The 23,125-nt window shown below is 71.6% G+C and carries 12 protein-coding genes; 6 read left to right on the forward strand and 6 right to left on the reverse strand.

Translation table 11 applies throughout. The annotated features are described in order from the left end of the window. Window positions 1-63: 63 nt before the first annotated feature. On the reverse strand, window positions 64-5,004 hold the full coding sequence (locus tag WME95_RS22900) for an MG2 domain-containing protein (RefSeq protein ID WP_437910571.1): 4,941 nt from the start codon (window positions 5,002-5,004) through the stop codon (window positions 64-66). Between the two features lie 423 nt (window positions 5,005-5,427). Here WME95_RS22900 and WME95_RS22905 point away from each other — a divergent pair, with 423 nt between their 5' ends. Beyond that, on the forward strand, window positions 5,428-6,225 hold the full coding sequence (locus tag WME95_RS22905) for a hypothetical protein (protein ID WP_437554813.1): 798 nt from the start codon (window positions 5,428-5,430) through the stop codon (window positions 6,223-6,225). Between the two features lie 122 nt (window positions 6,226-6,347). Then, entirely contained in the window at window positions 6,348-7,292 is a 945-nt protein-coding gene (locus WME95_RS22910; RefSeq protein WP_437910572.1) for a bifunctional methylenetetrahydrofolate dehydrogenase/methenyltetrahydrofolate cyclohydrolase, read from the forward strand. A gap of 65 nt (window positions 7,293-7,357) precedes the next feature. Here the strand turns inward: WME95_RS22910 and WME95_RS22915 are convergent, their stop codons facing one another. Then, a complete protein-coding gene (locus WME95_RS22915) occupies window positions 7,358-8,212 on the reverse strand; it encodes an SDR family oxidoreductase (RefSeq protein WP_437910573.1) in 855 nt (284 codons plus the stop codon). A 167-nt stretch (window positions 8,213-8,379) separates the two neighbouring features. On the opposite strand from WME95_RS22915, the gene WME95_RS22920 reads away from it, so the two are divergent. Beyond that, entirely contained in the window at window positions 8,380-9,324 is a 945-nt protein-coding gene (locus tag WME95_RS22920) for a LysR family transcriptional regulator (protein WP_437910574.1), read from the forward strand. Window positions 9,325-9,329: 5 nt separating this feature from the next. Here the strand turns inward: WME95_RS22920 and WME95_RS22925 are convergent, their stop codons facing one another. Beyond that, a complete protein-coding gene (locus tag WME95_RS22925) occupies window positions 9,330-10,877 on the reverse strand; it encodes a protein kinase domain-containing protein (protein WP_437910575.1) in 1,548 nt (515 codons plus the stop codon). Window positions 10,878-11,053: 176 nt separating this feature from the next. Continuing rightward, the gene (locus WME95_RS22930; protein WP_437910576.1) at window positions 11,054-11,863 is read right to left on the reverse strand and encodes a hypothetical protein; all 810 of its coding nucleotides are present in this window, start codon (window positions 11,861-11,863) and stop codon (window positions 11,054-11,056) included. Between the two features lie 312 nt (window positions 11,864-12,175). Here WME95_RS22930 and WME95_RS22935 point away from each other — a divergent pair, with 312 nt between their 5' ends. Further along, entirely contained in the window at window positions 12,176-15,838 is a 3,663-nt protein-coding gene (locus WME95_RS22935) for a hydantoinase B/oxoprolinase family protein (protein WP_437910577.1), read from the forward strand. 52 nt (window positions 15,839-15,890) lie between these two features. Here the strand turns inward: WME95_RS22935 and uxuA are convergent, their stop codons facing one another. Together uxuA and WME95_RS22945 are read right to left on the reverse strand one after the other, a co-directional pair. Further along, window positions 15,891-16,964: a mannonate dehydratase gene (gene uxuA, locus WME95_RS22940; protein WP_437910578.1), complete on the reverse strand. Its 1,074-nt coding sequence runs from the start codon at window positions 16,962-16,964 to the stop codon at window positions 15,891-15,893. 70 nt (window positions 16,965-17,034) lie between these two features. Beyond that, on the reverse strand, window positions 17,035-18,639 hold the full coding sequence (locus tag WME95_RS22945; protein ID WP_437910579.1) for a pectinesterase family protein: 1,605 nt from the start codon (window positions 18,637-18,639) through the stop codon (window positions 17,035-17,037). Between the two features lie 186 nt (window positions 18,640-18,825). On the opposite strand from WME95_RS22945, the gene WME95_RS22950 reads away from it, so the two are divergent. Both WME95_RS22950 and WME95_RS22955 read left to right on the forward strand, forming a co-directional pair. Then, window positions 18,826-21,573, forward strand: coding sequence for a bifunctional acetate--CoA ligase family protein/GNAT family N-acetyltransferase (locus WME95_RS22950; protein ID WP_437910580.1), 2,748 nt, complete (start codon window positions 18,826-18,828; stop codon window positions 21,571-21,573). A 128-nt stretch (window positions 21,574-21,701) separates the two neighbouring features. Then, window positions 21,702-23,078: a DUF5939 domain-containing protein gene (locus WME95_RS22955; protein WP_437910581.1), complete on the forward strand. Its 1,377-nt coding sequence runs from the start codon at window positions 21,702-21,704 to the stop codon at window positions 23,076-23,078. Window positions 23,079-23,125 lie beyond the last annotated feature (47 nt).

The following is a 23,125-nucleotide window of genomic DNA, read 5'->3' on the forward strand; positions in this document are numbered from 1 at the left end:
CACGCGCCGGCGCAGGGGCGCCGGCCGCGCCCCCGCGGGCGCGCCCCTCGCCCGCTCAGCCCCTCACTCCCCCGCCACCTCGAAGGTCTGCGCTCCGGAGAAGCTCTGCTGCTCCGGCTGGTAGTACGGGTGCACCTCGGCGCCGCCGTCCTCCGCCCTGACAGGCATGGTCGCTTGCAGCCGGTAAACGAAGGTGGCCGCGCGCTCCGCGGCGATCTCCTTCACGTAGAGGATCAGCTGCTTGCCCGTGATCTCGAACTTCGAGAGCTGGCCCGCCGCGATGTACTCCTGGAGATCCTCGGTCAGGAGCTGGAAGCCGGGCGGCAGCCCCACGGTCACGAGGGCCATGCTCTGCACCGAGTCCGTCTTGTTCTGGATGGTCAGCGACGCCGTCACGATGTCGTCCACGTACAGCTGGGTCTTGTCGTACGTCACGCTGACCGCGAGCGGGCCTCCCGCGTCGCTCGGGACCGCGCTCCACGGCAGGTTGTGGCGGCTCACCAGGTTGTAGCTGAGCTTCCCCTCCCCCGCGAACGAGAGCGTGACATCGTGCGCGCCCGCAGTCGCGAGGTGCGTGAGGTCGACCGTCGTCATGACGTCGGCCTGGTCCGCGCGCAGCGAGACCGTGCCCGCCGCCGCGCCGTCGACCGCGACGGTCACCGTCCCGGTGGCGCCCTCCGTCCCCTTGCTCGCGGCGAGGAGCAGCGTGCGCAGGCTCCAGATCGTCGCCTGGGTGGAGCCGAAGTTGCCGTTCGGATCCTTCGACTGGGTCAGGAACTTCACGCCGCCGTCGGCGCTCGGCCGGTGGGCCCCCGCGGAGAGCAGCGCGTGGGCCGCGAGCGCGGTGGTCGTGACCTTCGCGTCGTTCCCGGACTCGTAGAACGAGGTCTGCGTGCCGCCGTCATCCCAGTAAAATGCGTCTCCTTCCGCGGTCTTGCGCTGGTCCAGCGCGTCGAGCACGCTGTCGGTCAGCGCGCCGGAGGGGTCGGCCACGGCGAGCGCGTTGGCGGCGATCGCCAGCGTGTACAGGTCGTCGGTCGCCGGCTTCAGCGAGCGGCCCAGGTAGGCGAGCCCCGTCCCGATCTCGGGCCCCGTGTACCCCGCGCTCGCGAGCGCCCAGAGCACGAAGGCGCTGTTGCGCAGCGTGCCCGTGTGGAAGCTGAAGAACTCGGTCTGGTCGCCTTCCCACGTGCCGTCCGCCTTCTGCTGCCCGGCGAGCCAGTTGACGGTCCGGGCGAGCATCGCCTCGTCCACGGTGTGGACCTTGATCATGTCAGCGAACTCCATGACGCCGAACGCGGTGACCGACAGGTACGGATGCCCGTCCTGCTCGCCGAACCACGAGAAGCCGCCGCCCGAGTGCTCGAACGTGAGCAATCGCTGGTACCCGGCCGAGATCAGCGACTCGGCCTTCATCTGGATCTCCGGGGTGATCTGGCCTGTCTGCTTCATGTACTGCGTGACGAGCACGTTGGGCCAGGTCGTCGAGGTGGTCTGCTCGAAGCAGCCATTCGGGACCTGGAGCATGCTGTCCATGCCGCTCACGACCTGCGACAGGAACGCGGGGTAGATCTCGAGATAGAGCTGGTTCGAGCCCGGGACCGCGTCCGCGGGGAACGACAGCGCGTGATCGGCGCTGCCCGGCGCGAGCATGCCAGACGCGCTCTCCGCGAAGGGCTTCCCGTCCGGGACCACGCGCACGGTGCGGGCCACGGCGTCGGCGCCCGCGCTGCCCCGCGCGGTGACCGTGAGCGAGTTGACGCCCACCGTGTTCACCTTCACCGGGAACCGGACGCCGCGCACCTCGCCCGCCGCGAGGGACACCGTCGTCGACGTCGAGCCGAGCGGCGTGTACCAGCTCCCCGGCTCGAGGCTGAGATCGACCGTCTGCGGCGTCTCCAGGTAGTTGTAGACGGCGATCGGGAACTCGACCTCATCGCCGCGCGTGAGCGTCGCCGGGAAGCTCACGTCGACGAAGAAGTCCTGGAACACCTTGAACCCGCTCTGGATGCCGCCGAGCTTGCCGTCCGTGGAGTTCGCCAGCGCCGAGAGCCGCCACTCGGTGATGCTGTCCGCGAGCGGGATGCTCAACGTGGCCGTGCCGTCCGGGCTCGTGATCACGCTCGGGTTGACATAGAGGGTCTCCGGGAACTCGCGCCGGACGCGCGGCCCGCCGTCGCCGCCCGGCTCCGCGGTGGGATCCCCGGCCGAGCCGCCGCCCGCTCCGGTCCCGCCGCTCGATGCGGACGCGGCGCCGTTGGCCCAGCCGCCGTCCGCGTCGCCGGGGATGCCCCCTTCATTCCACTCTTGCGGGGGCACCGGGACCCCGAGATCGCCGAACGTGAACGCGAACGTCGCGTCGTCCGGGCTCTGCTCCACCTCGTCGGGCCCCGACGATTGCAGCGTGAACCCGCTCCAGCTGGAGGCCACCCGGTACGCGTTGCCCCACACGTCGAAGGCGCGCAGGCGCTCGGCGACCCGGCTCCCGAGCAGCTCGACGTACACGCCCTGCCCGTTGCAGCTGAACTGGGTGCTGTCGCAGCCGAGCGCCTTCAGCTCCTGCGCGGCGGCCGCGGTGGCCTCCGCGAGCCAGGGCTTCATCACGCCCTTCTGGCGCTCGTTGAACGGAGCGAGCTCCTCCGGCACCTTCGCCAGCACGGCGGGCCACGTGCGCGCCTGGAGACCGGTGAGCGACGTGCCCGCGAGCGCGGCGAGCGAGGCCTGGGTCTTCACCTGCGCGGCCTCGGCCTGCTCGGGATCCTCGCTCGCGGTCGCGTTGAACAGCAGGTCCTGGAGGTTCGCGGCGGGGCCGTGGATCTCGTAGCTCGGCTTCGCGAACTCGTCCTCCAGCTCGAAGTAGGTGCGGAGCAGCCCGGGCTGGGCGTCGACCAGCGCGAAGACGGCCTGATCGACCACCTGGACGCCGAGCGCGGCGACCTTCGGGTTCCCCGCGTCGTCCTTGACCGACAGCCGCAGCGTCGCGGTCTCCCCCGGCGCATACAGGGGCTTGTCGGCCTCGACCTCGACGCTCAGCGCGGAGTCGCCCCGCGCGAACACGGTGCGGCCGGAGCGGACCAGATTGCCATCGTCGTCGACAAGGTACGCCTCGACCCGGTTGCTGCCGAGCAGGCCGGCGTCGACGGGCATGGTGAAACGGGCGCGCCCGGCCTCGAGCTCGAGAGAGCGCATGTCCACGGCCTGACCGTCGTTCAGCCAGTCGACATAGACGCTGCCGGACTCCTCGCTCGACTCGATGGTCACCTCGACCGTCTCGCCGGTCTCGTACACGGCCCGATCGGTGCGCACGAGCAGGTGCTCGCCGCCCGTCTGCGTGCCGAACGAGAACTTCCGCGTGACCGCCCGCTCTCCTACCGTCGCCCGTACCTCGAACGCGCCCTCCGCCGTGGCGACCGGCGGGGTGAAGCTCACCGCGGCCTGGCCGAAGGCGTCGGTGCGCGCGGTGAGCTGCGTGCGGTCCGGCGCGGTGATGACCGCCGCCGTGTCGGCGAGCGGCGCCCCGAGCGGGTCGGTGACGAAGAGAAGGAGGGTGTTGGGGATCCCCGGGACGAGCTCGCGCGCCTCGGGCACGAGCACGATCGTGGCCGCGTCGGCGGCGACCTTGACCGGGATCGCCTTCGTGACCTCCTGCCCCGCCGTGTCCGCGACGGTGACGGTCAGCGTCACGGCCGCGTCGCCCTGCTCCAGCGGCAGGCCCGCGAGGCTCGGCGGAAGCGTCAGGCTGAAGCCGTAATGGCCCTCGGCGTCGAGCTCGCCCACGATGCGCTGGAACGTCGTCTGACCGACGTCCAGCGACGCCGCCTCGATGGTCACGCTGCCGCCGGCGACGTTCTTGCCGAAGAAATAGCGCGCGTCGATGGTGCCGGTCAGCGTGTCGCCCGCGGTGTACCAGGGCCTGTCGGTCCTCACGGCGACCTCGAACTTGGGCAGCGCGTACTGCCCCACGGTCACGACCTTCTCCGTCGTCGTCTCCCCGCTCACGAGGCGCACCTTGAACTCGCCGGTGTTCACGATGGAGCCAATCCGGAACGTCGTCGCGGCGACGCCGTAGGCGTCGGTCTCGATGGGCTTCTTGAAGATCTTGTTGCCCTTGCCGTCCTCCACCTCGAACGTGATCGCCTCGCGGACGAGCGGCGCGTTGTTCCCCCGCTCGAGCGCGAGCGCGCGCAGGTGGATCGTCTGGCCGGGCTTGTAGAGCGGCTTGTCGGTGGTGAGGAGCAGCTTCGGGCCGGGGCCCTCGACGGTGATGTTCGCGGTGAGGGCCGCGTTGACGCCGAAGCCGAGCGCCTGCGCGGAGACGGGGTGCGCGCCGAGCGCGCCGGGCTCCACCTCGAACACCGCGGCGCCGAGCGCGTCGGTCGTCCCGCGGAGCGGCCGCGCCCCCTCGCCCACCGCGAGCTCGACCTCCACGTTGGGCACCGGCTGATGGGAGAAAGCGTCGGTCGCGCGCACGCGGTAGCTCGCGGTGCGCCCGCGCACCACGCGCGCCGGCCCCTCGAGCTGCACGTCATAGGGCGGGATGACGCGCAGGAGGCTCCGCGTGACGAGCAGCCCCTCGTCCGACCCGTCGTCGACGCGGACGAGGTACCGCGCGAGGCCCGGCTGCGCGCTCACGGCCGGCGCCGGAAGGCGCGCCTCCGCGGTGGTCGCCGTCCCGCCCGCGATCTCCAGGTCGACCTCGGTCGTGCCTTGTTCCCTGTCCGCGCCGAGATCGACGAGCGTGACGCGCAGGTGGCCGCTCGTCGCGCCGGCGGTCAGGTTGCGCACCGGGATCTGGAGGCGCAGATCGCTCCCGTCGATCACGCCCAGCAGCCTCGCTTCGTCGACCTCGAGCGTGCCGTTCCGCGGCTGATCCGGGCGACCAAGCGACGTTGGCGGGGCCTCATCGGAGGAGCACCCCGCCGCGAACGCGCTCGCCAGCGCCAGCGCGGCGAGCAGGTGGGGAGAGCTCCAGCGTCGGCGGAGAGCATCGAAGCGTACACGCATAAGTCCAAATCCTCCCGATCGGCGCTGGCACATCCCCAGCGGCCGGCGCGTAGGTTGCATCCACCGTACCAAGACGAACCACCGCCATCGAGCAGCGAATCCGCGGGAATAGACGCGGACCGCGCGCAGGATGTGCGCCACCTTGTGCCAAGGTTCTAGCCCACCCGCGCCTCCACCGCGTGCGGGTGTCCGTTCCCATGGGGGAATAGCGACGCCTCGATGACTCGATGACTCGACAACTCGATGGCTCGACGAGCCGAGGACCGCCGAGCCCCCGCGATGGTGAGGTCGCGCGGCGTGCCCGGCCCATGGGATGGGGTCGACCGGTCACGAGGGTCCGCGCCGTGCTCCCCTGGACATCGGGATCCGACCGTCTCAGGTTCTCGCCCGGGCGCAAGGCGTTTCGCCGCAGAGGAGGGGACGATGCAGATCGACTTCGAGATGCCCGTGATGGCCGACGGCGGCCTCGATGCGGGCGTGCTCGACCGCGTCCTGGTCGACCGGGAGCGGGGGGTGCTGACCCACGTGGTGCTCCGTTCTCCGCTGGCCAGCGAGGAGCTGCTGATCTCGATGGATCTCGTGCAGGGCACGGCGGACGGGCACCTCCGCTTACGGCCCGGCCGGGACGAGCTCCTGGCGCTGCCTCGGTACTACGAGGGGCGGACGACGGCGCAGCCGCCGGGGCGCGTCGATACCTCGCTCGTGCCGCAGCCGCCCGAGCGGAGGCAGGAGCTGGAGGAGGCGCTCGGGGTCACGGACGATACGGTCGAGCTCGGCCCCGACACGCGGGTGATGACCGCCGACGAGGCCGAGGCGCAGCTCGTTGGCATCGGCGCGAACGATCCTGGCAACGACATCTCGCGGCTCCGCGTGCGCGGCCCCGCGGGCGCCGAGGCCGACTTCCCCGCATCCTGGATCGACGTGATGCGCGAGGACGTGGTGGCGCTGAAGGTGACCCGGGACGATATCTTGCGCTCTCGTCCGGCGCCCAGACGCCGGGACGGAAACGTCGCGAGCCTCGAGGGGCTCTCGGGCATGGGCGGACGCGACGGCGACACGCCCGAAGAGGTGTTCGGAGCGAACTTCGTCGATGAGCTGCGCGGCAAGGGCGGTATGCTCCTCCGCGTGCCCGGCGCCGGCAGCCCCGCCGAGGCCGAGAGCAACCGCGTGGCGGCGCCCGTGGTGGACGCGGGCCAGGAGCGGCGGTCCTCCTCGCGATGAGCTCGTGAGCCAGGCACGGCGGCTCTCCGAAAGGATGGAGTCTCCGAGAGGTGGAGTTGAGAGAGAGTCGCCCCGCCGGAAACTTGACACCGATGCTCGCGCGTGCTCGTCTCCGCCCCAGGATGGACCCTCACCACATTCCGCCGAGCCCTGGCACGCGCACGGCCAGCGTCCTCGATCCGACCGCGGTGGCGGAGACGTTCCGCAGCGAGATCCGGGCGGAGCTCGCGGCGCTGCCCGAGCCGCTCGTCCTGGTCGGTGTGCTCGCGGCGGATCACGGGCCGTCGTACACGTACGCGGAGTACACGCGCAAGGCGTGCGAGGACGTGGGGATCCGCTTCGAGATCCGCCACGCGACGCGGCTCGACGCCGAGGACGCCATCCGCGCGGCGAACGAGGACGCGCGCGTGCACGGGATGATGGTGTATTACCCGATCTTCGGCACGGAGCAGGACGTGTACTTGCGGGACAGCGTCGATCCCGCGAAGGACATCGAGGGGCTCCACACGTTCTGGGCACGTTGCCTGTACCAGAACCAGCGCTTCCTGGACGAGGCGAAGACCAGGAAGGCGATCCTGCCGTGTACGCCGCTGGCCATCCTCAAGCTGGTCGAGGCGGCCGGCTTCTTCGGCGAGGCGGAGCGGCCGCTCGAGGGCCGGCGCGTGTGCATCTTCAACCGGAGCGAGGTCGTCGGGAGGCCGCTCGCGAGCATGATGGCGCACGACGGAGCTCACGTGACGTCGTTCGACATCGATGGTCCGTTGCTCTTCGTGCCCAGCTCCTCGGGCGACATGCACGAGGTGCGCGAGACGACGGTGGACCGGGCGAGCGCGCTGCGGCAAGCGGACATCGTGGTGACCGGCGTGCCGTCGCGGAGCTTCCCGGTCGTGCAGGGCGCCGAGATCCGCGAGGGCGCCCTCTGCATCAACTTCTCCACCTTCAAGAACTTCAGCGACGATATCCAGAGCAAGGCGAGCGTGTTCGTGCCCCGCGTCGGCCCCATGACGGTGACGATGGCGATCCGGAACAGCCTGCGGCTGTACAAGAACACCCACCCGGGCGGGTGAACCCCGCGCGCGGGGCATGGACGCGCTCGGGCGCTCGGGGCCGACATCGCCTGTCCTCGCCAGCGTCAGCCTCCGGTCCACGCCCGCGCGTGCTCGCGCGCCCAGGCCTCGAAGGTCGTCGGTGTCCGCCCCGTCACGCGTTCGACGGTGTCGGTCCGCACGGCGCCGTTGCCCGCGCGGATGCGCTCGATGAGCTCGCCGACGGCCGCGGCGAGCGACGGGGGGGCCCCGGCCTCGATCATCCTCCGCCTGGCGGCGTCGACCGAGACGTCCACGCGCCGCAGCGGCGTGCCGAGGACACGCGCGAGGATCTCCACCTGATCCGGCGTGCTGAGGAGCTCGGGGCCCGTCACCTCCAGCGCCTGTCCCAGGAGCTCTCCGGTGAGCATCGCGCGCGCGGCGACCGCGGCGATGTCGCGCGGCGCGACGGGCGCGGTCTTGCCGTCCCCATGCGGGTTGTAGACCGTGCGCTCGGCGCGTATGGACCGGGCCCACTGGAAGGTGTTCGACATGAACGTGCCAGGGCGGACGAACGTCCAGCGGAGCCCCGACGCCTTGACGAGGTGTTCCCGCTCGGCATGTCGGTGAGCTAGCTGCACCGTCGGCGCGCCGGCGCTGATGCTCGACAGGAGGACGATGCGGGGCGCGCCGCTCGCCTGCGCTGCTGCGAGGAAGCCTCGAACGTGATCGATGCCATCGGCGTCCGCGACCGGCAGCAGGAACGCCGCCGTCACGCCCTCGAGCGCCGGCGCGATCGTGTCCTGTCGGCCGAGGTCTCCCACGGCCTTCTCGACCCTGGCTCCCCAGTGGGCCACCTTGCGCTCATCGCGCGTGAAGACTCGGACCTTCTCTCCGGCGGAGAGGAGCTGATCGACGACTTCCTTCCCGACGTTCCCGGTGGCACCCGTGACCAAGTACATGCGTGTCTCCTTCCATGTGGACACCTCGGATCAACCTGCGCGCCGCGCGTGAGCCGTCGCGTCTCCATCGCGCCGAGCCGCCCGTCCGGGAGAGAACCTACGACTGTTCCACGGCCTTGATTAGTGTTGACCTGCAGGAAGAACAGTTCGATAGCTGGAACAATTCGATGTTGCCTGACCTCAACGAGATCGCGGTCTTCACCAGGGTCGTCCAGGCGGGCAGCTTCACGCGGGCTGCGCGCGAGCTCGGGATGCCGAAGTCGACGGTGAGCCGGAAGGTGTCCGAGCTCGAGGCGCGGCTCGGCGCGCAGCTGCTCCGGCGGACCACGCGCAAGCTCAGCCTCACGGACGTCGGCGCCGTGTACTATGAGCGCTGCGCGCGCATCGTGGCCGACGTCGACGACGCGGACCGGACCGTGACGCAGATGCAGGACGGGGCGCGCGGGCTCCTGCGGATCACGGCGCCGCTGCATTTCGGGTGGATCGGCGGCGTGGTCGCGGAGTACCTGCGCGATCACCCCGACGCGAGCGTGGAGGTGGTCTGTACGGATCGCATCGTCGACCTGGTCGCGGAGGGGTTCGACGCGGCGCTGCGGATCGGCGCGCCCAGCGACACCTCGCTCGTCGCGCGCCGCCTCGGGGCGCTCCCGCGCTGCCTCGTGGCGGCCCCCGGGTACATCGCGCGGCGCGGCGCCCCGCGCGCGCCGGAGGACCTCGCGGGCCACGACGTCCTCGTGTCCGCGGGGGCGCGCGCGGGGGAGGCGCCCGGCGCGCGGTGGGTGCTCCACCGCGGCGCGCGGCGCGCGGAGGTGCGCGTGACGCCGCGGGCGACGGCGAACAACCTCGAGGTGCTCCACCGGATCGTGCTCGCGGGCGTGGGCATCGGGATGCTGCCGGCCATGCGCTGCGAGCTGGACGTGCGCGAGGGGCGCCTCTCGCGCGTGCTCGACGGGTGGAGCCCGGCCGACGTGCCGCTCCACGCCGTTTATCCAGGCACGCGACACCTGTCGCCGAAGGTGAAGGTGTTCCTCGACCTCGTGCGTGAGCGCATGAGCCCTGCGCTGCGCAACCGGCAGGAGGACGGAGCGGGCGCTGCTCGGAGCAGCGCATGAGGAGGTCACATGTGCTCGGTAGGATCGTCCCGAGGGATCCGGGGCCTCGGCGGCAGCGGCGCCCGTTTTCTGGCGGACGATGACACCGCCGGCGGCGTGCGCACGGGCGCGCTGGTCGGCGCCTCGGAGGCTGCTGTCGCGCCCGGCGCGGCCATCGCGCTGTGGGAGGGCGGCGGAGGCTCCGGTGACGCTGTCGACGGCGCGGCTGCGGGCAGCGCGGGCGTGGAGGCAGGCGAGGCCGCCGGGTCGGGCCGCGACGCCGGTTCGCCGTCCGGCGCGGGGGCGCGAAGGACCGCGTACGTGACGAGCCCCAGGGCGAGCGCGCTCGCGCCCAGGGCGAGCGAGATCCAGGCGCGGCGGCTGTCGGCTTTCCGCGGGGCGAGGGTGTTTCCTGCCGACGTCAATGTGCTGATGGCCCCCTGGAACGCCGGCGTGGCGCTTTCCGAGGCGCCACCGCTAGGAGAGCCGTGGAAGGGGGACCCTGCTTGGTTCCGCAGCGTGGGCATTGACGCGCTGGAGGCGGCGCCCATCGTGCCGGGGCTCGGTCCCATCATTCTCGCTGCATCTGGACCCGTCCCTGACGCGTCTGGACGCGCCCCGATCGCATCTGGGCTCGCGGCCATCGTGCCGCCGCGGACGGCGAGCAGCGGAGGCGGGCCCTCCGCGGGAACCGACGGCTGGAGAGGTCGGGTCTCCGACCCCGCCGCGGAGGCCGCCGCGCCGAGCGCCTCGGCGAGCTCGCTCGCGCCCTGGAACCGATGCGCCGGGTCGCGCGCGAGCGCGCGCGAGAAGAACCCATCCACTGAGGGCCCGAGCTCCGGCACGACGCTGGACGCGGGGGGGACATCCTCCGTGCAGATCGCCACGAACACCTCGCCGATCTCTTCACCCGGGAACGGGAGACGGCCGGTGAGGCAGCGATAGGCGATCACGCCGACGGACCAGAGATCGCTGCGCCAGTCGAGGGTCTTGCTGCGGCGCACCTGCTCGGGGCTCATGTAGTAAGGCGAGCCGACGAGCGTGCCTGTCTTCGTCTCGTTGCCGGCCAGCAGCGTGCCCTGGGCCTTGGCGATCCCGAAGTCGAGGACCTTCACGAGCTCGTCCTCGTCCTGCCGCGAGAGGAAGAGGTTCGCGGGCTTGAGGTCGCGGTGGACGATCCCCGCCTCGTGCGCGCGACGCAGGGCCTTGCACACCTGCGTGACGATGCCGAGCGTGGTCGCGGTGGAGAGGCGCCCCTCCCGCGAGAGCCGCGTCTCGAGATCCTCGCCGTCGAGGAGCTCCATCACGAGGAAAGGCGTGTCGCCCTCGAGACCGTAATCGTGCACGTGCACGACGTTCGGTATCTTGAGCTGCGCCGCGGCCCTCGCCTCCCGCTCGAAGCGCGCCCGCGCGGCGGACGAGGCGGCGTACTCGGGCGCCATGAGCTTGACCGCGACCGTGGCGTCGAGCTGGAGGTGCCGGGCCACCCAGATCGCCCCCATCCCGCCCCGCGCGAGCATCCGCTCGAGGCGGTATCTTCCGGCGACGACGCTGCCTTCTGCGAGCGAATTCATGAGCCTCGGCCTCTCGCTGGGAACGCGCGCCCCAGGGGCTCAGAGTCGAGCAGCCGGGGCGCCTCGCGCCCAACGAAGCAAACGAACGACCCCACGGCAACAGGGATCCGACCCGGACCGCGCGCCGCTTGCTTGCGGCTCGACCGGATCGCCGCGCTCGCGGCGCCGCGCGCCGCCTACTTGCGCCTCGGCCGTGTCGCCGAGCTCGCGGCGTCGCGCGCCGCGGGGGCGCCTCGCCCGGCGCCCTGCGGCGCGCGGAGATCGCTCGCGCGCGCCCGCCGCGCGGGAGGGCTGCCCTGCGCCGTCAGCGCCTCCAGGGCGGCGCGCAGCTCGGCGCGCACGTGCGGGCCGAGGAGCTTCTCCGCCATGGCGCTCAGGCGTCCCGCGAACGCGGCCATGATGCAGCCCGCGCGCTGGTCGTCGCGCTCCGGCGCCCCCGAGCGCCGGTAGTGCCGCGCGTAGTCGCCCGTGATCGCCCCGAGATCGCCGCCGACGTGGACCGCCTGCCGCATGAAGAGCCGCGCGGCGCGCTCGTTGGTGATCGACGGCATCTGCGCCAGGGTCAGGGCGACCTCGGTCCTGCCCACGGCGAGCAGCATGGAGACCACCCGCTGGCGCGCGAGCTCGACGAGCCTCGGCGCGAGGGTGTGCTCGTCGAAGACGTGGACGTGCGCCGGCACGAGCGCTTCGCCCTCCGTGCCGAGCTCGCTCAGGAACGCGTTCAGCACCGGCGAGCGCGTCGGCGCGGCGCACACGTACTCCCGCGCGCCGCCCGCGTTCGAGGGGCCACCCGGCGGGTGGGGGCCAGCGGCGGGCTTCGCGCGCGGCCCAGATCGCGCTGACCGCACCCCTCGTGACCGCTCGAAGTGCCGCTCCGCGCTCCCCGCGCGCTCGTTCTCCGCGGCAGCGTCCGTCGCGCCGAGCAGCGCGGCCAGCCCCGCCGCGTGGGCGGCGGTGACGTGCGGAGGAGGTTGCTTGCTGGACATTCGAGCAGATCCTCTCGTTTCGAGGGCTGATGGAGCGCTTATCACGCCGCACGAACGGTTGTACAGCGCTGAACGCCGGTTCCCGGGCGGGCGTACGCGGCCATGGGGTCGTGGCGAGGCGGCAGGCCGCGCGGGGCGACGGCGCGGCGCCCCCCTTGCGCGCGGCGGGGTGCTGCGAGCTTCCATCGGCATGGGCGGGGCGACCCTCCCGACGGTTGAAGATTGTTCAATGAAAACTTAGTCTTGCCGCCCTTCGGCTGGCAGGACGGGGCGGAGCGCGGCGGAGGAGGCGGCCGGCAAGGAGCGGGTTCCATGACCTCGACCTCGCACAAGTGGCAGTTCTGGATCGATCGCGGAGGCACGTTCACGGACGTCGTGGCCCGGCGGCCCGACGGCTCGCTCACCACCGCCAAGCTCCTGTCGGAGAACCCCGAGCAGTACGCCGACGCGGCGGTCGAGGGGATCCGCCGCCTGCTCGGCCTCGCGCCCGGTCAGCTCATCTCTGCCGCCGAGGTCGAGTGCGTGAAGATGGGCACCACGGTGGCCACGAACGCGCTGCTCGAGCGCAAGGGGGACCGCACCGTGCTGGTCACCACGCGCGGCTTCCGCGACGCGCTGCGCATCGGCTACCAGAACCGCCCTCGCCTGTTCGATCGCCACATCGCGCTGCACGACCTGCTCTACGAGCGCGTGATCGAGGCCCGCGAGCGCGTCGGCGCGCGCGGCGAGGTGGCCGAGCCGCTCGACGGCGAGGCGCTGCGCGGCCCGCTCTCGGAGGCGTTCGAGGCCGGCATCCGCGCCTGCGCGATCGTCTTCATGCACGGCTACCGGTTCGCCGCGCACGAGCGGCGGGCGGCCGAGATCGCGCGCGAGGTCGGCTTCACCCAGGTCTCCGCGTCGCACGAGGTGAGCCCGCTGATGAAGCTCGTCTCGCGCGGCGACACCACGGTGGTCGACGCGTACCTGTCGCCCATCCTGCGCCGCTACGTCGAGCAGGTGGCCAGCCAGATGCCCGGCGTGCCGCTCTACTTCATGCAGTCGAGCGGCGGGCTGACGCTGGCCGGCCGCTTCCAGGGCAAGGACGCGATCCTGAGCGGCCCGGCGGGCGGCATCGTCGGCATGGTGCGCACCGCGCTCGCGGGCGGGCACGAGAAGGTGATCGGCTTCGACATGGGCGGCACCTCGACCGACGTGTCGCACTACGCCGGCGAGCTCGAGCGCGCCTTCGAGACGCAGGTGGCCGGCGTCCGGATGCGCGCGCCGATGATGAGCATCCACACCGTGGCCGCGGGGGGCGGCTCGCTCCTCGGCTTCGACGGCGCGCGGCTGCGCGTGGGGCCGGAGTCGGCCGGCGCGAACCCGGGGCCGGCGTGCTACCGCCGCGGCGGGCGGCTGGCCGTCACCGACGCGAACGTGATGCTCGGCAAGATCCAGCCGGAGTTCTTCCCGCACGTGTTCGGCCCGGGCGCCGACGCGCCGCTCGACCGCGAGGTCGTCGAGCAGCGCTTCCGGGCCGTGGCGGCCGAGGTGCAGCGCGACACGTCGCGCCCGATCACGCCCGAGCAGCTGGCCGAGGGCTTCCTGCAGATCGCCGTCGCGAACATGGCCAACGCGGTGAAGAAGATCTCGGTGGCGCGCGGGCACGACGTCACCCAGTACACCCTGCAATGCTTCGGCGGCGCCGGCGGCCAGCACGCGTGCGCCGTGGCCGACGCGCTCGGCATGCGCCGCGTCTTCGTCCACCCGCTCGCCGGGGTCCTGTCCGCCTACGGCATGGGCCTCTCGGACCAGAGCGCGATCCGCGAGGCCGCCGTGGAGCGGCGCCTCGACGAGGCGGGGCTCTCCGCGGCGCGCGAGGCGCTCGCGCGCATCGGCCGCGACGCGGAGGCCGAGCTCGTGGGGCAAGGGTTCTCGCCGGAGCGGGTGCGGCTCGTCCGGCGCGTCCACGTGCGCTACGAGGGCACCGACACCGCCCTCGTCGTGCCCGACGGCAGCGCGGAGGCGATCCGCGCCGCCTTCGACGCGGCCTACCGCAGGCGGTTCGCCTTCCTGATGCCGGACAAGGCGCTCGTCCTGGAGAGCGTCTCCGTGGAGGCGATCGGGCCGGGCGAGGCCGCCGAGGAGCGGCCCGCGGAGGCGCGCCCGCACCACCCCGAGGCCGACGCCCGGGCGCGGATGTACGCCGAGGGGGCGCTCCACGACGCGGCGCTGTACCGGCGCGAGCGGCTCGGGCGCGGCGCGGTGATCGACGGGCCGGCCATCGTGGCCGAGGCCAACGCGACGACCGTCGTCGAGCCGGGATGGCGGGCCGAGATCACCGCGCTCGGCCACATGGTGCTCACCCGGGTGGCGCCGCGCCCGGCGCGGCGCGCGGTGGGCACCGAGGTCGACCCGGTGATGCTGGAGGTGTTCAACAACCTGTTCATGAACATCGCCGAGCAGATGGGCCTGCGGCTCCAGAACACCGCCCACTCGGTCAACATCAAGGAGCGGCTCGACTTCTCGTGCGCGCTGTTCGACGCGGAGGGCAGCCTGATCGCGAACGCGCCGCACATGCCGGTGCACCTCGGCTCGATGGGCGAGTCGATCAAGACCGTGATCGCGCGGAACCCGGGGATGAAGCCGGGGGACGTCTACGCGCTCAACGATCCGTACCGCGGTGGCACCCACCTGCCGGACGTGACCGTGGTCACGCCGGTGTGGGACGAGGCGGGCGCTCACGTGCTGTTCTACGTGGCGTCGCGCGGCCATCACGCGGACATCGGCGGCATCACGCCGGGCTCGATGCCGCCGTTCTCCAGGACGATCGAGGAGGAGGGCGTGCTCCTCGACAACGTGAAGCTGGTCGAGGCCGGCCGGCTCCGCGAGGCGGAGATCCTGGCGCTGCTCGGCGCAGGGCCGTACCCGGCGCGCAACCCGCAGCAGAACCTGGCCGACCTGCGCGCGCAGATCGCGGCGAACGAGAAGGGCGCGCAGGAGCTCGCCGCGATGGTGGCGCAGTTCGGCCTCCCGACGGTGCAGGCCTACATGAAGCACGTGCAGGACAACGCCGAGGAGAGCGTGCGCCTCGCGATCGCGCGGCTCGACCCGGCGCTCCTCCACGACGGGCGCTTCTCGCTGCCGCTCGACAACGGCGCGACGATCGAGGTGGTCCTCCGGATCGACCGGGAGCGCCGCGCCGCGGTCGTGGACTTCACCGGCACGTCCGGGCAGATGGAGAACAACTTCAACGCGCCCCGCGCTGTGACGATGGCCGCCGTGCTCTACGTCTTCCGCACGCTCGTGGACGACGAGATCCCGCTCAACGCGGGCTGCCTGAAGCCGATCGAGGTCGTCATCCCCGAGGGCTCGATGCTGAGCCCGCGCCCCCCGGCCGCGGTGGTGGCCGGCAACGTCGAGGTGTCGACCTGCGTCACGAACGCGCTGTACGGGGCCCTCGGCGTACTCGCGAGCAGCCAGCCGACGATGAACAACTTCACGTTCGGCAACGAGCGGCTCCAGTACTACGAGACGATCTCGGGCGGCTCGGGGGCGGGCATCGAGCTCGGCGGGAGCGGCGGTGGCACGCGCGCCGAGCGCGGCTTCGCCGGGACGAGCGTCGTGCAGACGCACATGACGAACTCGCGCCTGACGGATCCGGAGGTGCTGGAGCACCGCTTCCCGGTGCGGCTGGATCGCTACGAGATCCGCGAGGGCTCGGGCGGGGCCGGGCGCTATCCTGGCGGGAACGGCGGCACACGCGCCGTGCGCTTCCTGGAGCCGATGACGGCGTCGATCCTGTCGAACGGGCGCTCGACGGCCGCGTTCGGCCTGGCGGGCGGGCAGGCAGGCGCGCCCGGGCGCAACCTGGTGGTGCGCGCGGACGGCTCGGTCGAGGTGCTGGGGCACATCGGATCGGTCGAGATGGGGAGCGGCGATGTGTTCGTGATCGAGACGCCGGGGGGCGGCGGGTACGGAGCGCCGGTGCCCGCGTGAGGGCGCGTTCCGCTGGTGTCGCGGCGTCCTGCTCCCCTACCCGCTCACCCGCTCATCCAGGGGCAGGCGCCTTGGCAGCGGGCCCGGGCGAGAGCTTGCACGTCGCCTCCCACAGCCCATTGAGGTACACGAGGCCCAGCGCGCGGTCGTACAGCCCATATCCCGGCTTGCCGGTCTCACCCCAGATCATGCGGCCGTGGTCCGGGCGCACGTAGCCGTTGAAGCCGACGTCATGGTACGCCTTCACGATGGCGGCCATGTCGAGCGACCCCTCACAGGACAGGTGGGAAGATTCGAAGAAGGTGCCATCCTCCTGGACCGCCACGTTGCGCAGGTGACCGAAGGGAATGCGGCCCATGCCGCCGAACTCGCGCACCAGCGATACGATGTTGTTGCACAGATCGGCGCCCAGCGAGCCGGAGCACAGCGTGATGCCGTTGGCCGGAGAGTCGACGGTCTTCACCAGGCGCATCAGGTCGTCGCGGTTCTTGACGATGCGCGGCAGGCCGAAGATCGGCCGGGGCGGGTCGTCCGGATGCATGGCCATCCGGACGCCGACCTCCTCGGCGACCGGGATGACGCGCCGGAGAAAGTGCTCCAGGTGCGCCCACAGGGCCTCTTCGCGGACGTTCTTGTACTCGTCGAGGACGGCGCGGAGCTGCTCCGGCTTGTAGCTCGCGTCCCAGCCAGGCAGCGAGATGCCTTGTTCCGGATCGATCTCGGCCACCGCCGCGGCGTCGAAGGCCAGGGTCAGCGAGCCGTCGGGCAGCTCTCTGGCCATCTCGGTGCGGGTCCAGTCGAAGACCGGCATGAAGTTGTAGCAGATCACCTTCACGCCGGCGGCCGCGCAGTTGCGGATGTTCTGGCAGAAGTTGTCGATCAGCCGCTCGCGGGTCGGCTTGCCGAGCTTGATGTCCTCGTGCACCGGCACGCTCTCCACCACCTCGAACCGGAGGCCGACGCCCTCGACGCGCGCCCTGAGCGCCTGCAGCCGCTCGACCGGCCACACCTCGCCCACCGGCACATCGTAAATAGCCGAGACGATGCCGTAGATGCCCGGGATCTGACGGATGTACTCGAGCTTCACGGGGTCGTTCTCGCCGTACCAGCGAAAGGTCATCTTCATCGTTCCGGTCCTTCCAGCGTCACGGGTCATCCCGCGCAGAGCTCAGGGTTCGATGCGCCGCGCGGCCGGCTCAGTTCGGAGGGACCCAGCCGCCGAGCACGACCGCTGGATCGCGCATCATCGCCGCTTGCTGCGCGGAGATCTGCGTCGATCCGGCGACACGCCCGCTGGTGTCGATGAGGCGTCCATCCGCGTCCCGGCTCTGGTACTCCCAGAAGCGGAGGGTGCGCGGAGGAGACCCGCCCGTGATCGTCCACCCCGCCCGCGAGATGTGGCTGCCGAGCGTGCAGTTGACGTACGCGACGTGGCTCGCCGGATACTGGCTCACGTCGATCCTCGCCAGCGTGTTCCCCGTGATGCCCGCGTCGCTCGTGATGCGCGAGTCGACGAAGACATAGCCGTAGCCGGCGTCGCCGTTGCGCGCCTGCACGATGTAGCCGGATCGACCGACCGTCTTGATCTCGCACCGGTTGAAATACGCCGCGCCCGTGCCCCACACGAAGTCGACGTTGCCTGAGATCGTGCAGTTGTCCGCGTAGAGGCGCCCGGACCAGAGCAGCGTGTCCTGGAGGCTCAGGATGTCGGCGTCACGCACGACGCACCTGTCACAGTCCTGGAGTCGCAGCGCCTCCGCCTGGGAGCCGCCCTGCGGCGTCAGGTTGTGGATGGTGAGGTTCTCGATGATGAGGTCGCTCACCTTGTCGGCGCCGACGAGCGCGCGCCCCCTGGTGCTCGGGTTCAGGTTGTTGTTGTTCGTACCCGAGAGGACCGTGCCTTTGCGATCGGCCCCGCGCAGCGTGATCTTGTGTTTGCCCTCGAAGTAGACGACCCCGTGGTGGGTCCCGCGCTGAACGGTGATGAGCACGCTGTCCCTGTTGTTCGCCGGGACCGCGTCGAGCGCGCCTTGCACCGAGCAGAAGTCGCCGGAGCCGTCGAGCGCAACATCGAGCGACGAGACGCTCGACGGGCCTGCGTCCGCCGTGTCGAAGCGCCACGCCGTCGCGTCCGCGATAGCGAACGAGCCGCCCCCCGGGGGGACGATGGCGCCGGGGTCGACCGTGACGTAGTAGGACTGGCCGTAGTCGAGCGCGCGCGACGGCAAGGACACGACAGCATCGTTGCCGTCCACGTACACCGGGCGAGGTACGTTGAACGTCCTGCCGCCGATCGTGGCGCTCACGGTCATCGAGGCCATGTCGACCGTCGCGACCGCCGCGCCCGGCCGGGCGGCGTTGAACACGCGAACGGCGCCCGCGCTGCCCAGCTTCGGAGCGCCGGGGAACGTGATGCGGAGCGGCGGATCCGGGCACAGCCCCCGGGCGCCCGGCGCGGGGAACAGCGCGCTCACGCCGGCTGGGAGGTCGACCGGGCCCGCGCCGCCGCCGCCCTGGCTCGCGCCGGTGCCCTCGCCGCCGCCGCCGGCCGCGCCGGCGCCGCCCTCTCCCGCGCCGCCCGACGCCGCGCTGCTGGTCGACCCGCCGCCGCCCGAAGCCGCGCCGCTCGTCGATCCGCCGCCGGTCGATCCGCCGCTGGTCGAAGCGCCGGCCGTCGAGGCGCCGGCCGTCGAGGCGCCGCTGGACGCCTCGGCGCTTGTGTCGTCCGCCGTCCCGGCGCCCTCGCAGGCGATCGAACACAGACCGAGGAGCCCGAAGAGAAAAAGTCGAGAGCGGATCATGGCGCCGGCGCAGGGTATCAAGGCGCTGCGCGGCCTGGCAATCTGCGTTCAGGGCACGGAACGTGCCCCCTGCTGTGTTCGCAGAGACTCCCCATGCGCCAAGGCCGGCCGTGTGGCACGACGGCCATCGTCGTTCCGGCGCAACGGCCCCTGGTGCGTTCGCCCCATCCACCCTCGAGGAGCTTCATGGCTGACTCCGTACCCATGACCGACCGTGCCCACGATGTCCTTCGTCAGGAGCCTCAGAGCCTCGACCCCATCTTCAGGCCGCGGAACGTCGCGGTCATCGGCGCGACCGAGAACAGCGGCGCCGTCGGCCGCACGCTCCTCTGGAACCTGATCAGCAACCCGTTCGGCGGCACCGTCTATCCGGTGAACCCGAAGCGGCAGAGCGTCCTCGGCATCAAGGCCTATCCGAGCATCGCGGCCGTGCCGGCGAAGGTGGATCTCGCGGTCCTCGTCACGCCCGCCGGGAGCGTGCCGGGCCTCATCGGCGAATGCGTGGACGCCGGCGTCCCCGGCGCGATCATCATCTCGGCGGGGTTCAAGGAGATGGGCCCCCCGGGCGTCCAGCTCGAGCGGCAGATCATGGATCGCGCCCGCGGGAAGATGCGCATCATCGGCCCGAACTGCCTGGGCGTCATGAACCCGATCGGCGGGCTCAACGCGACGTTCGCGAAGGGGCAGGCGCGGCCGGGCAAGGTCGCGTTCATCAGCCAGTCCGGCGCGCTCTGCACCGCGGTGCTCGACTGGAGCCTCAAGGAGCAGGTCGGCTTCAGCGCGTTCGTCAGCGTCGGCTCGATGCTCGACGTCGGCTGGGGCGACCTGATCGACCACCTCGGCAACGACCCCAAGACGAGCAGCATCCTCATCTACATGGAGTCGATCGGCGACCCGCGCGACGCGCGAGCGTTCCTGTCGGCCGCCCGCGAGGTGGCGCTCACCAAGCCGATCATCGTGATCAAGCCAGGCCGCAGCGAGGCGGCGGCGAAGGCGGCCGCCTCGCACACCGGCTCGCTCACCGGCTCGGACGAGGTGCTCGACGCGGCGTTCCGGCGCGTGGGCGTGCTGCGCGTGAACGACATCGCGGACCTGTTCTCCATGGCCGAGACGCTGGCCAAGCAGCCCCGGCCCCGCGGCAACCGGCTGTGCATCGTCACCAACGCCGGCGGCCCGGGCGTGCTGGCGGCGGACGCGCTCGTCGCGAACGGCGGCGAGCTGGCGCCGCTCTCGCCGGAGACCCTTGGCGAGCTGAGCGGCTTCCTCCCCGCCGCGTGGAGCCGCAACAACCCGGTCGACGTGCTCGGCGACGCCGGCGAAGACCGCTACGCGAAGGCCCTGGAGATCTGCGCGAAGGACCCGAACAACGACGGCGTGCTCGTCATCCTCACGCCGCAGGACATGACCGAGCCGACCCAGACCGCCGAGGCGCTGCGCAAGCACGCGCACGTCGACGGCAAGCCCGTCCTCGCCAGCTGGATGGGCGGCGTGGAGGTGGAGGCGGGCAAAGCCATCTTGAACCGCGCCGGGGTCCCGACGTTCGAGTACCCCGACACCGCCGCTCGCTCGTTCTGCTCGATGTTCCGTTACGCGTACGCCCTCCGCGCCCTGTACGAGACGCCGAGCACGGACGAGCGGGCGCTGAACGTCGATCGCGAGAGGGCCAGGGAGCTCATCGCCGGCGTCCGCGCGTCGGGCCGGACGCTCCTGGATGAGGTGGAGTCGAAGCAGCTCATGGCGGCGTACGGCATCCCGACGGTGCCGACGGCCGTCGCGAGGAGCGCGGACGAGGCCATCGCCATGGCCAGGGAGATGGGGTATCCGGCCGTCCTCAAGCTGTACAGCGCGACGATCACCCACAAGACCGACGTGGGCGGCGTGAAGCTCGGTCTGCGCGACGATGACGCCGTACGCAGGGCGTTCGAGGAGATCCAGGAGAGCGTCTCGCGCCTGGCCGGCGCGCAGCACTTCCAGGGCGTGACGGTCCAGCCGATGATCTCGCTGAAGGACGCCTACGAGATCATCCTCGGCAGCTCGGTCGATCCGCAGTTCGGCCCGGTGCTCCTGTTCGGGGCCGGCGGGCAGCTCGTCGAGATCTTCAAGGACCGCTCGCTCGGCCTGCCGCCGCTCAACGCGACGCTGGCGCGGCGCATGATGGAGCAGACGAGGATCTACCGCGCGCTCCAGGGCGTGCGCGGCCGCAAGCCGGTGGACCTCACGATGCTCGAGCACCTGCTCGTGAGGTTCTCGCAGCTCGTGATCGAGCAGCGATGGATAAGCGAGATCGACATCAACCCGCTCTCCGTGAACGCGGAGGGGGCCATCGCCCTCGACGCTCGCGTCGTCCTGCACCCGCCCGACACGCCGGAGTCCGCGCTCCCCAGGTCGGCGATCCGCGAGTATCCGACGCAGTATGTGACGGAGCTCAAGAGCAAGGACGGGCAGGCGTCGTTCACGATTCGGCCCATCCGCCCCGAGGACGAGCCGCAGATGGTCGAGTTCCACAAGAAGCTGTCCGAGCGGACCGTGCGGCTCCGGTATTTCTACCCGATGCAGCTCGACCTGCGCACCGCGCACGAGCGGCTGACGCGCGTCTGCTTCGCGGACTACGACCGCGAGATGGCGCTCGTCGTCGAGAAGCCGCCCGCGGGCGGCGCGCAGCGGCAGATCATCGGCGTCGGCCGGCTGAGCAAGCTGCCAGGCACGCGCGACGCGGAGTTCGCCCTGCTGATCAGCGACGAGCACCAGAGGCAGGGGCTCGGTTCCCGGCTGCTCGCCCTCCTCGTCCAGATCGGCCGCGACGAGGGGCTCTCCCGCATCAGCGCCGACATCCTGGCCGAGAACGTGGAGATGCAGCGCGTGGCGCAGAAGCTCGGCTTCCGGGTGACGCGCGAGATCGGGGACTCGACCGCGAGGGCCGAGCTGACGCTGTAGGCGCGATAGGTCCTGTGCGACAGCCGCGCTGCTGGAGCCCTCGTGGGAACGTGGGGGAGCGGCGCGGCCGGGCACGCACGTGGCGCTTCCCGCCGCGTACGAGACATGCGCATGCTCGGGGAGCAGCCATGGATACCCACCGTCTGAAGACCCTGTTCGAGCGGCTCAGGCAGCAGCACCCCGTGAACGCAGGCGAGATCGACGCGGTCGAGCGATGGCTCCACGACGCGCCGCTGATCCGTCGCTACCGTATCAACCCCCACGTGGTCGCGGCGGACACCGCGCTCGACGCGCACGCGGTCATCCGCGTCCTGCTGCACGGCACCCAGACTGGCCTCTTCGACATGCACTGGGACGTCCACTGCGGCCATTGCAACATGCTGGCCGAGGCGATCGACGACCTCGCCATGGCCGCCGCCGTCTCGTTCTGCCCGATGTGCGCGTACTCCTTCGACGTCGACATGGCGGCGCGCGTCGAGGTGACGTTCTCGCTCGGCCGGTCCATCGAGGACCTCGGCTTCCCCCCCGTTTGCCAGCCGCCGTCGGCCCTCCAGCCCCGCTATGGCATCACCGCCGCGCTCGGCGAGACCGCGGCGGCGACCGAGGTGCTCCCCGCGGGCCGCTATCGCTACTTCTGCCCCTTGACCCGCGCCAAGGGCATTCTCCGGGTCGAGGGTGAGCCCACGGACGAGGTGCAGGCCGTCGCGATCTCGCAGCTCGCGGGACCCCACTACGACGTGACGGAGCTCGCGGTGCGGCCGGGCCCGCTCGCGATCGCGCTCACCAACGTCGGCTGGCCGCAGTGCGGCTTCATCGTTCATCGCGATGACCTGAAGGACGAGCTCGATCCGGCCAGCCTGCCGCGGCGGCTCAGCGGGCTCGAGCTGCTCCACGTGCCGGAGTACCGGCGCTACTTCGGCGGCATGGTGCTGTCGGCGCGGGAGCGGCTGACGGTCCGTTCGGTCCTCGTCGTCTTCACCGATCTGTGCGGTTCCACGCGGCTGTACGAGCGGATCGGCGACGCCCCCGCGTACAACCTGGTGCGCGATCACTTCGACGTTGTGATCGGCGCCGTCGAAGCTCGGGGCGGCGCGGTGGTCAAGACCATCGGCGACGCGGTCATGGCCACGTTCCTGGACGAGCGGTCCGCGGTGACGGCGCTGAGCGCCGCCATGCGCGGGATGCTCGGCCACAACGCCGGCCGGCCCGAGGGCGAGCGCCTCGTGCTCCGGGCGGGCATGCACCGCGGCCCGGCGCTGCTCGTCAACCTGAACCAGCGCCTCGACTACTTCGGCCGCACCGTGAACACGGCGGCGCGCCTGCTCGGCGTCTCGGCAGGCGGCGAGCTCACCGTCTCCGCGCCGCTCGCCGCCGACGCCGAGCTCGTCGGCCTGCTCACCAATGAGGGCTGGACGCCGCCGCGCGCCTCGCACGTCGATCTGAAGGGGATCGAGGGGACCCGCACCGTGCATTCGGCGGGTTTTCCCGGCATGGCCGCGCGCTGACCCGCGCGCGTCTCCGACGAACCGGACCCGCTGGCGAGCGCACAGGG

This window comes from Sorangium sp. So ce327, assembly GCF_051530205.1.
In the GTDB taxonomy this organism is placed as follows: Bacteria; Myxococcota_A; Polyangia; order Polyangiales; family Polyangiaceae; genus Sorangium; species Sorangium cellulosum_B.

Bases quoted from the DNA above. Each gene is read 5' to 3' on its own strand.
- WME95_RS22910 (WP_437910572.1), top strand. From the start codon at position 6,348: ATGGACCCTCACCACATTCCGCCGAGCCCTGGCACGCGCACGGCCAGC.
- WME95_RS22915 (WP_437910573.1), bottom strand. From the start codon at position 8,212: ATGTACTTGGTCACGGGTGCCACCGGGAACGTCGGGAAGGAAGTCGTC.
- WME95_RS22955 (WP_437910581.1), top strand. From the start codon at position 21,702: ATGGATACCCACCGTCTGAAGACCCTGTTCGAGCGGCTCAGGCAGCAG.
- WME95_RS22905 (WP_437554813.1), top strand. From the start codon at position 5,428: ATGCAGATCGACTTCGAGATGCCCGTGATGGCCGACGGCGGCCTCGAT.
- WME95_RS22945 (WP_437910579.1), bottom strand. From the start codon at position 18,639: ATGATCCGCTCTCGACTTTTTCTCTTCGGGCTCCTCGGTCTGTGTTCG.
- WME95_RS22935 (WP_437910577.1), top strand. From the start codon at position 12,176: ATGACCTCGACCTCGCACAAGTGGCAGTTCTGGATCGATCGCGGAGGC.
- WME95_RS22950 (WP_437910580.1), top strand. From the start codon at position 18,826: ATGGCTGACTCCGTACCCATGACCGACCGTGCCCACGATGTCCTTCGT.
- uxuA (WP_437910578.1), bottom strand. From the start codon at position 16,964: ATGAAGATGACCTTTCGCTGGTACGGCGAGAACGACCCCGTGAAGCTC.
- WME95_RS22925 (WP_437910575.1), bottom strand. From the start codon at position 10,877: ATGAATTCGCTCGCAGAAGGCAGCGTCGTCGCCGGAAGATACCGCCTC.
- WME95_RS22920 (WP_437910574.1), top strand. From the start codon at position 8,380: ATGTTGCCTGACCTCAACGAGATCGCGGTCTTCACCAGGGTCGTCCAG.
- WME95_RS22900 (WP_437910571.1), bottom strand. From the start codon at position 5,004: ATGCGTGTACGCTTCGATGCTCTCCGCCGACGCTGGAGCTCTCCCCAC.
- WME95_RS22930 (WP_437910576.1), bottom strand. From the start codon at position 11,863: ATGTCCAGCAAGCAACCTCCTCCGCACGTCACCGCCGCCCACGCGGCG.